We start from the raw sequence: 12650 nt of genomic DNA, 5'->3' as shown, positions 1-12650 counted from the left end.
GGTCGAAACCGCGATTTGCGGCTGGGCAGGGCGCAGCTGGCTTAGCCATACGGACGGGCTCGCCCCAACCCTCTGAACAGCGCGGCAAGAGCTTGGATGTTCGTCAGCATCAGGATCGCCGCCAGCGCCAGATAGCCCCAGCCCAGCCATGTCAGACTGCTGATGATGCGAGGCTCGTCACCTTGCCAGATTATCGCCAGTGCCACCTGAATGACAAAAAGGATCGCGAGGGCGGCCGCGCCCATCCAACTAAGCCGAAGGCGGAGCAGTAAGCCGATCCCGAACAGGGATTGAGCTGCCGTCAGAAAAAACTCCTCATGCTGACGTGCATCGAGTGGCAAGCTGGTGAGATGCCCTGCACCCAGACCGACCGCCAGCGGCAGCATGCCGACGAGGAGAGTCCACTGATTGATCTTGTCGGACATCATGGTTGCGAGCCCGGATTCAGCCCGAGCTGACATTACGAACAATGCTGCAACCACGACGGCAGGTGCTTCGCTCGCAAGCGGCGCAAGCCACTGTATCAGCAAGAACTCATCGAAGCCCAGCAGGCGGCCCGAGTCGATCATGGACTCGGCAAAGGGCTCTGCTGAGGCAAGGATGATTACGGCGGCAACGAGCGTCAGTGCCCCCATCGCAAGCCACTGACGCGTGGGCGAAAGCAGCAGCAGCGCAGCGGCCGGGCCTGGCTCGTCATCTTCGTCCTCCTCCTCGCCAGACTCCTTCCTGCTGGCCTGCCACATATACAGCCCGAACATCGCGATCAGGACGACGGTATCGATCGGGGTGATCCGACCCTTGGCCACGATCCAGAAGGCGTAGATGCTCGGAAGCAGAAGGAAGAGAATTTCGGTGCGATTGGCGGGGAGGAGCTGGATGGCGCGTTCCCGCGTGCGATACCAATGAAGTAGCACAAGTAGCGGCCAAGCAAGACCGACGAGCAGTCGGTTCGCGCCCGTCATGTTTGCCGCCGCATAATGTACGTAGTTGGAGCCCGGACTCGCACCTGCCGAGTAGGCGTAATAGAAGCCCACGGCATATGGGGGGAGAACGGTGATCAGGGCGATGATCGCTACGATCAGCCCCGCCGATATGCGCTTTTCAGCGGCTTCCGCCCCCCATGACAGAAGAAAGCCTGACGCAAGAATGGCAGCACCGAACGCTGCAGTGTCGAGCAGCGGATCAGGGCGCCAGCCTTCTATCCGCAAAATAACCGCCGGGACCATCGCTGCGCCGGCAATTGCTAGCAACACCACGAAACGGCCCAGGGACGGCGTGCGCTGGGCGCTGATCAGATCGCTTGGCACGGGCACCTCATTGTCAGAATTTTACAACCGCAGGCATCGCCTGTGCCGCATCATCAACCTTCCCTACATTCTACAGTAGCTGTAGAAGCAAGCGCATTGTAATCCCGGCAGCAGAAAGCGGGCATTCGAATGCAAATTGGCGAACTGGCGAAAGCCACCGCGACCAAGGTCACGACGATCCGCTTCTATGAGGGCATCGGCCTACTCGGCCGTCCCGCTCGCACGACCTCAGGCCGGCGCACTTACGGGGCGTCGGACACCGATCGTCTCAACTTCATACGAAACGGTAGGCGTCTCGGTTTTTCTATCGACGAGATCCGCTCCTTGCTCGCACTCGCCGATCAGCCAGACCGCGACTGTGGGGAAGCCACTGAGATCGCATCACGTCATCTCGCCGACGTCGAGGAGCGCCTTCGCCAGCTAGGCGCGCTGCGCGATGAACTGGCTGCAATGAGCGCAGCCGGATGTTCCGCCAAAACGATGGCCGAGTGTCGGGTTATCCAGGCTATCGCTGGACCAACCGCCTAACCCTGAACCGAGAACGGAAAATCACGTGATGCCACTACGGAGCCTCTGCGCCTCAACAGCCCTCCTGATGGTGGCGACAATCGGGATGGCAACGCCCGCTATGGCGGATCCGTCCGATGACTACATCAACGCCGATCGGCCTGGCATTGCGGACGGCAGCACAACCGTTGGAAAGAATCGCTTCCAACTGGAGACCGCAATCCAGGCCGAGTTTCGTCATGATGGCGATGAACACGAGCGGACAATCTTCTTTCCGACTCTGCTCCGCCTCGGCTTTGCCGATAAGGTCGAAGTGCGGATTGAGGGAAACACCTATTCATGGATGAGGCAGAAGGACCCCACCGATACATCACATTCGGATGGCTTCGCTCCCACGTCGATTGGGCTCAAGTACAACTTCGTTGATGCTCCGGAAGGCTCGAGGCAGGTCTCGCTCGGCGCAATTGCTCGAATCTTTCCACCGTCTGGCTCTGGAGAGTTCCGGAACAGCAAGACGACGGGAGATTTCAGGATGGCAGCCGACTGGGCGTTTGCCGACAACTGGTCGCTGAACCCCAACATCGGCGTTGGTGTCTTCCAGGACGACTCCAACCGCACCTATACGGCAGGGCTTGCGGCTGCCACGTTGAACTTCAATCCCAGTAAGACGCTGAACTTCTTCGTGGATACCGGCATCCAGGCTCCGGAGGAGAAGGGTGGCAGAGCGTCGGTCATCATCGATGCAGGCGTGGCTTACATCATCGGCCACGACATCCAGCTAGATCTCAGCGTCGGAACCGGCGTTGCCGGTTCAACGACGCCACATCCATTTCTCGCCGCTGGCTTCTCGAAGCGGTTTTAGGTGACCTCGCACCTCTCTCACATCGAGGCTTGCTCCTCCAGTGACTGTAGCATGTAAGTGAGACTGAACGCGCTACGAGAAGTAGGAATCGATTGAATTGTGGTGAAACGCAGCGTCGAAACGGCACCAAGCGGGCTGGTTGGTCGGCGGACTGCACTGGCTCGCATGGGTAGCGGAGTGATCGCGACATTGATGCCGTTTCGATCGTGGGGGCAGCCGGCCAACCGCCAGCAGCCTTGGCGAGGCTTCGCTGCGAAGCCGATTTGGCGCACCCTGAATATCGGAACAGGCGACACCCTGATCGCGACGGCAACCGTGTCCGGCGCCGTGATCGAGGCGGTCCTGGACAGCGGCAGCGGCGCAACGATGATCAGCAAACCGCTAGCCGCCAGGCTCGGCATGACCAAAATGGAACCGCGAAGGATCAACGGTCTGGGTGGCAAGGCCGAAGTTGGCCTGGTTCGCAACGTCGAGGTGGTGCTCGCCGGCCAGGCGCGTGTCCTGCCGTTCGCAATCGTGGCCGATCTCGGGGCGATCTCGGCCGCTTTCGGTCGACCGATCGATATGATGCTCGGAGCCGACGTCCTTGCCGGCGGCTGCGTTGCCCTGGACTTCGCAACCAGACGTTTCGCTTTTGAGAAATCGGGCAGCTTCGCTCCCAGCCCTGATTGGACGCCTTTGGTGCTCGGTCACGGCACCAGAAAAGAGCTGTTCGTGTTCGCGTCGGTTGCTGGTCTGGACCCGGTTCCGTTGATGCTCGACTTTGGCAGCTCGTCAGCCTTGATGTTGTCTGGGGCGTATGTTGAGGCCCAATCCCTCCTGGCCGGAAAGGCCAACTCGACAGCCGCTCTTGGCGGCGTCGAGGGGGTGCACATCGTCAAGACCTTCACCGCCGATAAGGTCAATCTGGGCACGCTCCAGGTAGCCTCCGTGCCGGCGATTGCCCATGATCGCTGGACATCCGAAAGCACCGTGGGAAACATCGGCATGCCGCTGTTGGGGCAATTCGATATCGTGCTCGACATTTCTCAGGGGCGATTGTGGTTGCGGCCTATCCCCGCGAAAGCCCGTTTGCCGATGCTGAAGGATAGAAGCGGCCTTGGACTTGCCGCGTCACCAACGGAATTGACTGTCGTTCATGTGGCCGCTGGGGGTCCCGCAGCGCGATCGGGGTGGGCGGCCGGCGACCGGATCGCGGCCGTGAAGGGCTTTCCGATCGACACGTCTTACACACGTGGCTCGCTGTGGCAGTGGCGATACGGGCCTGCCGGAGAGAAGGTCGCGTTGAAACTCACCGATGGTACGACACGAACGCTCAAACTTGCCGACTACTACTGAAGCGTGTGCGCTGAGCATGTTATTGCGAGCGGGTCTCAAATCGCTTGCTCCTACAGCGGCTAGAGGTTGTAAGGGCCTGGCATGTCGCCGCTCAACCTTCATTTGGACATCGATACCGCACCTTCCGGTCGCGTGATCCGAGCCGCCTCCATGCGGCTGATTGCCGTCGGGCTTGTGATCCTGCTTGGCTTGCTCATGCCGCTGACGGCGCTGCATGCCGCGCCCAAGGCAGACCCGAACGACGTCCAAACCGCGTGGCGACTGCTCGACTATGTAGCGGTCGATTACGACGGCGCAGTCGAGGGCGGCCGGATAAAGAGCGCAGCCGAATATTCCGAGATGACGGAGTTTGCCGGCTCCGTGTCGCAGCGGCTTGCGGCGCTGCCGCCAAAGCCAGAGCGGGCGGCGCTGATCGCGGGTGTGGCGCGCCTCCAGAGCGTGATCGGGCGCAAGGGAACATCGCAGGAAGTCGCGACGCTCGCCCATGGGCTCGCGGCCGATCTACTGAAAGCCTACCCGGTGCCGCTCGCCCCGGCAGCACCACCGAGCTTTACTCGCGGAGTGACGCTGTTTGGCTCCACCTGCGCAGCCTGTCACGGCATGACCGGCAACGGACATGGCCCCGACGCGGCCAAGCTTACAACGCCTCCCATCGCGTTCACGGATGTCGAGCGCGCCCGCCAGCGCAGCGTATTTGCACTCTACCAAGTCATAACCCAAGGCATCGACGGGACGGCGATGCAGAGCTTCGCCGAGCTTCCGAACGAGGATCGCTGGGCACTGGCGTTCCGTGCCGGCAGCTTCGCACTGACCGACGAACAGGCGCGGGAAGGGGAGCGATTTTGGAAGGCCGATCCGTCGCTCCGGCAGCAGGTGCCGGACCTCCAGACACTCGTGGCGCTCACCCCTTCCGCGCTCGCCGACCGTATCGGCGAGAAGCGGGCACTGGCGGTCATGGCTTATCTACGCCGTCATCCCGACGCTGTGATCGAACAGGCCCCTGCGTCGCTCTCGATTGTCCGGCAGAAGCTGGCGACGAGCCTTGATGCCGCACGCAAGGGCAATCGTCGCGCAGCGAAGGAAGCAGCGCTGTCCGCCTATTTGGATGGCTTTGAGCCGATCGAACCCACGCTGGGCGCACGCGATGCAACGCTGCTCGCCCGGATTGAGGGTGCGATGGGCGAATACCGCGCTGCCGTCGATCAGGGTGCGGAGCCCGACGATCTGGCGAACCGGGTGCTCGTCCTGAATAATCTGTTCGACGATGCCGAAGCGGCGCTGGCCCCTAGCGCCTCCAGCGATGCATCGACCTTCCTGGGCGCGTTTACGATCCTGTTGCGCGAGGGCTTGGAAGCCCTGCTCATCGTTGTTGCCATGATCGCCTTCCTCCGCAAAGCGGAGCGCTCGGAAGTCTTGCCCTATGTCCATGGTGGCTGGGTCGGAGCGCTTGTCGCTGGCCTGCTAACCTGGGTGGTCGCCACCTATGCGATCGGGATCAGCGGTGCGAGCCGAGAGCTGACCGAAGGGTTCGGTTCCCTGTTCGCTGCCGTGGTCCTGCTATCGGTCGGAATATGGATGCACGGCAAGGCGCAAGCTGATCAGTGGCAGCGCTATATTCGAGAGAAGATGACGCGCGCGTTGTCGGGTCGCTCGGCCTGGTTCCTGTTCGGACTGGCCTTCGTGGTGGTGTATCGCGAGGTGTTCGAAACGATCCTGTTCTACGCCGCACTATGGACGCAGGGGAATGGCGGTGCGCTTCTCGCCGGCGCGGGATCAGCGGTCGCGTTGCTCGCCGTGATCGCATGGGCCATGCTCCGCTACAGCCGCCAGCTTCCGATTGCCAAGGTCTTCTCTTACAGTTCGTGGCTGATGGCGGGGCTTACGGTGGTGCTCGCTGGAAAAGGCGTTGCGGCGCTACAGGAGGCAGGGATCATCGACATCGCTCCGCTTGCGGATGCGCCTCGGGTATCCATCCTTGGGATCTTCCCTACTTGGCAATCCATCTTGGCCCAGCTTCTCATGGTGCTGGCAATCCTGGCCGGATTTTCCCTTAACCGCCGTAAAGCCGCGCCGAATTTGAGCGTTGCGCCGGCGGAATGAGAATGATCTGCCTTGTCGTTCCGTTGCCGGTAAAAGCCACGTCGGATCTCCTGAATAGAGGTGATTTCCGTCCACAAACGCGCGCTTAAGTGCGCCTGCACGGGCGGGGATAGCTATGTACCTCCGGGCTTCGTCTTGTTGACCGAAAACGTGATGATGGTCGTCCCGGTGCTCGCAAAGCAGCACTAGTTTCGACGGTCGCCGGCAGCGACCGTCGAAAACCAGCTATCATCCTACCTCATTGCGGTCTGATCGCCGTGACTTGAGCGTTCATGCCTTGTGCCTTTGCCGTGAAGGCGACCCGCTGCCCCGCCCGAAGGTTCTTGAGCAAAGCGGGAGGCGAGGCGCGGAAGGCCATGGTCATCGCCGGCCAACCGATCGCCGGTATGGGACCGTGCTTGATCGTGACGGTTCCCGCCCGCGGGTCGAGAGCCGTGATCGTACCCGTACCTTTGCCGACCTTTGCGGCCGACGCGGCCGGCGATGCTGGGGCGGCCACAGCGTTGGCGGTGAGGGGGGTGAGAAGCAGGACAAGACCTGCCCGAAGCATAGACGAGGCTTTCATGATGCACTCCTTTTGGAACTGGTGAGACCTCGCTGCCGCAACAGCATGTAGGCGGCGGGCAAGAGGAACAGGGATAGGAGGGGAGCCGTCAGCATTCCGCCGATCATGGGTGCCGCGATGCGGCTCATGACCTCGGAACCGGCACCGTGCCCGACCAGGACGGGGAGCAGGCCGGCGATGATGACGGCAACGGTCATCGCCTTGGGCCGAACCCGCAGCAGAGCGCCTTCGCGGATTGCTTCGACGACTTCCTCTTTCGTAGGCGAAGGACCGCGAGCGGCGAGGGCGTGTTTCAAATAGATCAGCATCACGACGCCGAACTCCGCAGAGACACCCGCCAAGGCGATGAACCCGACCCCCGTCGCGACCGACTGCGCATAGCCGAGCAGCCAGAGGATCCAGATGCCTCCGACCAGAGCGAAGAGCAGAGTCCCCATGACCAACGCCGCCTCGTCGAGCCGGCCGAACGTCAGGTAGAGCAGCAGGAAGATGATCGCGAGCGTCGCCGGAATGACGAGCATCAGCCGGCTTTCGGCACGCTGCAGATACTCGAACTGCCCCGAATAGGCGATCGATACGCCGGGGCTGAGTCGCACCCCTTTCGCAACAGCGCGCTGCAGGTCGGCAACGGTCGAAGCCAGGTCACGGTCGCGGACGTCGACATAGACCCATGTCGATGGTCGCCCGTTCTCGGTCTTGAGCATTGGCGGCCCCTCGGCGACCGACACTGTGGCGACCGTGCCGAGCGTGATCTGCTGACCCGTGGCGGTCACGATTGGCAGCGTGCGCAGCCCCTCCAGGCTGTCTCGCAACTCGCGCGGGTAGCGTACGCTGATGGGATAGCGAGCCAAGCCCTCGACCGTTTCCCCGATCGTCTCGCCCCCAATCGCGCCTGCGACGATCTCCTGAACGTCGGCAATGTTGAGGCCGTACCGGGCAGCGCTCGCCCGATCGATGTCCACGTCGACATAGCGTCCGCCGGTCAACCGCTCGGCCAAGGCGGAACTGACGCCTGGGACGGTCTTGGCGATCCGCTCGACGTTCGCCGCTATTCGGTCCAGTTCAGCGAGATTGGCGCCCGAAACCTTCACGCCGATCGGGCTCTTGATGCCCGTCGCCAGCATGTCGATGCGATTGCGGATGGGTGGCACCCAGACATTGGTGAGCCCGGGCACGCGGACCGTCCTGTCCAGCTCCTCGACCAGCTTTGCCGGCGTCATCCCCGCTCGCCACTGGTCGCGTGGCTTGAACTGGATCGTCGTCTCGAACATTTCCAGCGGGGCAGGGTCGGTTGCGGTTTCGGCGCGCCCGGCTTTCCCGAACACGGTTGCGACCTCGGGCACCGTTTTGATGAGCCGATCGGTTCGTTGCAGCAGATCGGAGGCGCTGGCGGCCGAGAGGCCCGGCAACGCCGATGGCATGTAAAGCAGGTCGCCCTCATCCATCGAGGGGATGAACTCGCCTCCTAGCCGGGCGAGCGGCCAAGCCGTCGTTGCCAGCACCACAACGGCGATAGCGATCGTCGCCCAAGGGCGCGCCATCACCCGGTCCAAGGCAGGGCGGTAAAGGCGGGTCAGGCCACGATTAATGACGTTATCCTGCTCGGCAGGGATGCGCCCCCGGATCAGCCAGCCCATCAACACCGGGACAAGCGTGATCGACAGAATGGCGGCTGCGGCCATCGCGTAGCTCTTGGTGAAAGCAAGCGGGGCGAAAAGCCGCCCTTCCTGAGCTTCAAGCGTGAAGACAGGCACGAACGAGAGCGTGATGATAACGAGGCTGAAGAACAGCGCCGGACCGACTTCGGCGGCAGCTTCGGTGATGACCTGCCACCGCTCCTCGCCGGCGAGCGCTCGGCTTGGGTTCTCATCCTCCCAATGCTCGATCCGCTTATGCGCATTCTCGATCATGACGATGGCCGCATCCACCATCGCGCCGATCGCAATGGCGATGCCGCCCAAGGACATGATGTTGGCGTTCACACCCTGGACGCGCATGACGAGTAAGGCTGCCAGCACGCCGAGCGGTAGGGTCACGATCGCGACCAGGGCCGACCGGACGTGCCAGAGGAACAGTCCGCACACGATCGCCACCACGACGAACTCCTCGAGGAGCTTGCTCGACAGGTTCTCCACCGCGCGATCGATCAATTGCGACCTGTCGTAGGTGGTGACGACCTGCACGCCTGGAGGAAGGCTTCGCCTCAACTCGACCAGCTTGGTTCTCACCGCCTCGATCGTCTCCCGTGCGTTCTTACCTTGGCGCAAGATGACGACACCGCCCGATACCTCTCCCTCGCCATTGAGATCCGCGATGCCCCGTCGCATTTCCGGGCCGACCTGGATGGTCGCGACGTCGCCCAACGTCACCGGGACACCGGCCCCGGCGACCCTAAGCGGGATCGCACGGAAATCGTCGACGGTGCGGAGATAGCCCGACGCGCGGACCATATACTCCGCCCCGCCCATCTCCAGCACCGAACCGCCCGCCTCCTGATTGGCACGGCGAATGGCTTCTACGGTCTGGGCGTGGGTGACGCCGAGCGCAGCAAGCCGGGTCGGGTCGAGCAGGACCTGGTACTGCTTCACCATGCCCCCGATGCTGGCGACTTCAGCGACACCGGGGAGGGTCTTCAACTCGTAGCGCAGGAACCAGTCCTGCAGTGATCGAAGCTGCGACAGGTCGTGGCGGCCGCTGCGGTCCACCAGCGCATATTCGTAGATCCAGCCTACCCCGGTGGCGTCCGGTCCGAGCGCTGCTTGTGCCCCTTGTGGCAGTCGGCCTTGGATCTGGCTGAGATATTCGAGCACGCGGGAGCGCGCCCAGTACAGGTCGGTGCCCTCGTCGAAGATGACATAGACGTAGCTGTCGCCGAAGAAGGAATAACCGCGCACGGTTCTGGCGCCCGGCACGGACAGCATGGTGGTCGTCAGCGGATAGGTGACCTGGTTCTCGACGATCTGCGGTGCCTGACCCGGCCAGCTCGTCCGGATGATGACCTGGGTGTCCGATAGATCGGGCAAGGCATCAACGGGCGTGGCCCGCAGCGCGAACACGCCGGCGATGGCGAGTGCGAGCGCTGCCAGCACAACAAGAAAGCGGTTGGCGACGGACCAGCGGATGATCGTGGCGATCACCGGCTGCGCTCCTGCATGATACGGCGCAGGGTTGGGCCTTCGGGGGGCTGGTCGAAGCCGAACCGGACACGATCTCCCTTCTTGTAGCCGCGCAGCATGGCTGGATTGGCAACGCGGAAGCTCATCGTCATTGCCGGCCACCCGATCGCCGGCACTGGCTGATGCGACAGCGTGATCGAACTCGCGTCCAACGTCTCCACACGCCCGACTGTCTCATAGACTTGGGCCGTCGCAGCCGACGGCTGTTTCGGCTGCGGCTTCGCGTCACCGTCGATCGGCCGCGCATTGAGGCCTGCAAGGCTGGCCTCGGAATCGATCAGGAACTGACCGGATGCCACGACCTTTTCGCCCTCGGCGAGCCCCGCAAGGATTTCGGTCTTTCCGCCACCTTCGGTGCCGGTTCGCACCTCAGCGGGTCGGAACCGCCCACCGGGGCCAGCGAGCATGACGAGCGTGCGGCGCCCGGTGCGGATCACGGCCTCGCTGGGCACGAGCAGCCTGTCGCGCGAATCCTGCCCCAGTGCGACGCTGGCGAACATGCCCGGCCGAAGCCTGCCGCCTCTGTTGGCCAGTTCGATCCGCATGGTCAGCGTGCGGGTCTCCGCCTGCGCCTGAGGGAGAATGGCAGCGATCCGGCCTGCGAAGGTTTCCCCCGGGAAAGCCGGAAGCGTGGCGCTTACGGGAGTGCCGACGCGCAGCGTGCCGGCGCCCGCCTCGGGGACGGCCGCGTTCAGCCAGACAGTGCCGAGCCCATTCACCTCGGCGAGGGTCTGCCCCTGTGCCAGGGTCATCCCTTGCCGCACGCTGAGCGTCTTTATGACTCCGCCGATCGGTGCGCGGATTGTCGTGCGCCCGCCGGTCGAGCCGGTCATGCCGAGAAGAGTCATGCGTTGGCGTGCGGCCCGTGCCAGCGCAGCATCGCCGGTGCGCCGGACGGCATCGTACTCGGCTTGCGCGCCTGCCCATTCCGGGACCAGAAGGTCGGCCAGCGGTGCTCCAGCGGACACCACGTCTCCGGGCGCGCGTGCATAAACACGTTGGACGAAGCCGGCGCTACGCACTTGGACGACGGCAAGGGTGCGCTCGTCGAACTCGATGCTGCCCGTCACAGTCACCGCATTGCTGAGCGTCCCTCGCTCGGCCGACACGATCCGCGCTCCGAGGCGCTGGATGCTGCCAGCGTCGATAGTGACCCCCGGCGTGGCATTCGTGACGCCGCCATCATCGGCATATCGGGGGATCGTCTTCATCCCCATGGACGAGAGACCTGGGCCGTCATGATGCTCGGCCGGGATCATCGGGTCATACCAGTAGAGGATCTTGCGCTGGTCGGTCTGGGCCTGTTGCGCTGGCGAGCTGGCCGTGTTCCCGAGCCGCGCGATGCCGAAACCGATGCCGCCCGCCACAAGGGCAAGCGCACCCGCAGCAGTTGCGAGGCGGGCGCGGGTCATGTTCGTGCCGCTCATCGGTCGTCGCTCCCAAAGGTAATGGTGAGCCGGACTGCATCGGATGCGACCTGCGCCTCTCGATCGAGCGCCGTCAGTTCGGCGTCCGCGAACGCAGCCTTGGCATCGATGACGTCTGTCAGGCTCGCCCGACCGGCTGAGTAGCTGGCCGTCTCCAGTTCGGCTCGCTCGCGAGCAAGCGGAAGAAGCACGCGCTGTGCTCGTTGCCATTGACTATGGTGCATCTGATGGTCAGCCAAAGCGGTCTCGAGGTCGGCCGCCAAAGAGCGTCGCGTCTCCTCGCGCATTGCCTCGGCCTGTGCCTCAGCCGATTGCCGCGCCGCGATGCGAGGATCTTGCCGCAACCGCGCGAACAGCGGCAGGCTCATCGTGACACCGGCCGACATCATGTCGCCATAGCGAGGATCGCGGCGCTGATACGCTACCTCTACGCCCCAATCCGGGCGCTTCTCCGCACGTGCCGCGCCAACGTCAGCCTCGGCCCGGCGAATGCCCGCGTCAGCGGAAATCATATCGGGATGCTGCTCAAGCGCTGCCCGCAGGCGCGCAGGCGCTAGGTCGATCGCCGGCACGTCTCCTGCGATTTCGGGAGCCTGTACGCCCGTCCAGCGAGCCAACATCGCGCGGGCACGCGCAACTCCAGCTACCAGCTCGTCGCGCCGATCCTCCAGACCGGCAATGGCCTGGTCGATCCCTAAGCTTTGGGCCGGACGCGCCGTGCCGGACGAAACGGCCGTTCGCGCGGCAGGCGGGAGTGCGCGCAGCGACCTGATGATCGCATCGATCGCTGCCAACCGTCGACCGGCATAGGCAAGGTCGATCCACGCTTGTCCCGCACCTAACCGGATCTGCCGGAGCTTGATCTCCTGGGACGCTTGGGCGGTCACGATTGCCGCCTGGGCTTGCGCCTGCGCGGCGTGGCGCTTGGCCAGGTTGGGCAAGTCCTGCTGAAAGCCGACCCGCCCCATCGTCATGTTGTCACGCGACAGCGAGAAGGCTGGAGGCCCCGAAATTGGATAGTTGTCGATCCCGATCGATAATCGGGGATCGGGAAGGCTTCCGGCCGCGCTGGCCTCGGCTTGGGCAGCCGTGACCCCCGCGCGCCCTGCGGCTGCTCCGGGGGCATTTGCAACCGCCCCGCGTATCGCTTGGTCATAAGTGAGGGATTCTGCGTGCGCGGCACTCGTTGAAAGCGCCGCCACGGCCAGCATCAGGGATGCGCGCATGGCTAAGTCCGTCTGGAGGGAGTGATACGATCACGCGCTCTCGCCCACGCCCTTTTGTGAGGACGCAGATGCAAGACCGCGATCGGGTCAGCTCAGACGGTGGGCGGTTGTAGTTCCGGCATTAGGTCGCGGCCGGCCAAGG

General features: G+C 63.6%; 9 protein-coding genes. 4 read left to right on the top strand and 5 right to left on the bottom strand.

Going from position 1 to position 12650, the window contains the following annotated elements; genetic code table 11:
• Window positions 1–41 precede the first annotated feature (41 nt).
• Window positions 42–1307 (bottom strand): sodium:proton exchanger, encoded by a 1266-nt coding sequence (locus FOY91_RS01180; protein WP_238995160.1) that lies wholly within the window; start codon window positions 1305–1307, stop codon window positions 42–44.
• A 129-nt stretch (window positions 1308–1436) separates the two neighbouring features.
• Here FOY91_RS01180 and FOY91_RS01175 point away from each other — a divergent pair, with 129 nt between their 5' ends.
• The 4 genes from FOY91_RS01175 (at window position 1437) to FOY91_RS01160 (ending at window position 6114) form a co-directional block, all read left to right on the top strand.
• Entirely contained in the window at window positions 1437–1835 is a 399-nt protein-coding gene (locus tag FOY91_RS01175) for a MerR family transcriptional regulator (RefSeq protein WP_145147252.1), read from the top strand.
• A gap of 67 nt (window positions 1836–1902) precedes the next feature.
• Window positions 1903–2676: a transporter gene (locus tag FOY91_RS01170; RefSeq protein WP_162527094.1), complete on the top strand. Its 774-nt coding sequence runs from the start codon at window positions 1903–1905 to the stop codon at window positions 2674–2676.
• A 177-nt stretch (window positions 2677–2853) separates the two neighbouring features.
• Window positions 2854–4014: a retropepsin-like aspartic protease gene (locus FOY91_RS01165; protein WP_238995159.1), complete on the top strand. Its 1161-nt coding sequence runs from the start codon at window positions 2854–2856 to the stop codon at window positions 4012–4014.
• Window positions 4015–4164: 150 nt separating this feature from the next.
• Window positions 4165–6114 (top strand): cytochrome c/FTR1 family iron permease, encoded by a 1950-nt coding sequence (locus FOY91_RS01160; RefSeq protein ID WP_145147321.1) that lies wholly within the window; start codon window positions 4165–4167, stop codon window positions 6112–6114.
• Between the two features lie 238 nt (window positions 6115–6352).
• On the opposite strand, the gene FOY91_RS01155 is transcribed toward FOY91_RS01160, so the two are convergent.
• From FOY91_RS01155 to FOY91_RS01140, 4 genes are read right to left on the bottom strand one after another with little or no spacing between them, the layout of a single operon-like run.
• Window positions 6353–6679: a copper-binding protein gene (locus tag FOY91_RS01155; protein WP_145147248.1), complete on the bottom strand. Its 327-nt coding sequence runs from the start codon at window positions 6677–6679 to the stop codon at window positions 6353–6355.
• Window positions 6676–9816, bottom strand: a complete 3141-nt coding sequence (locus tag FOY91_RS01150; RefSeq protein ID WP_145147247.1) for an efflux RND transporter permease subunit — start codon at window positions 9814–9816, stop codon at window positions 6676–6678. Before FOY91_RS01150 ends, FOY91_RS01155 begins: the two co-directional genes overlap by 4 nt.
• Window positions 9813–11282, bottom strand: coding sequence for an efflux RND transporter periplasmic adaptor subunit (locus FOY91_RS01145; protein ID WP_145147245.1), 1470 nt, complete (start codon window positions 11280–11282; stop codon window positions 9813–9815). The genes FOY91_RS01150 and FOY91_RS01145 overlap by 4 nt, the downstream gene beginning before the upstream one ends.
• Window positions 11279–12508, bottom strand: a complete 1230-nt coding sequence (locus tag FOY91_RS01140; RefSeq protein ID WP_145147243.1) for a TolC family protein — start codon at window positions 12506–12508, stop codon at window positions 11279–11281. Before FOY91_RS01140 ends, FOY91_RS01145 begins: the two co-directional genes overlap by 4 nt.
• Window positions 12509–12650: the final 142 nt, after the last annotated feature.

The sequence above is a fragment of the Alterirhizorhabdus solaris genome (genome assembly GCF_007785815.1).
In the GTDB taxonomy this organism is placed as follows: Bacteria; Pseudomonadota; Alphaproteobacteria; order Sphingomonadales; family Sphingomonadaceae; genus Alterirhizorhabdus; species Alterirhizorhabdus solaris.
This window is presented reverse-complemented; position numbering and strand designations above follow the sequence as displayed.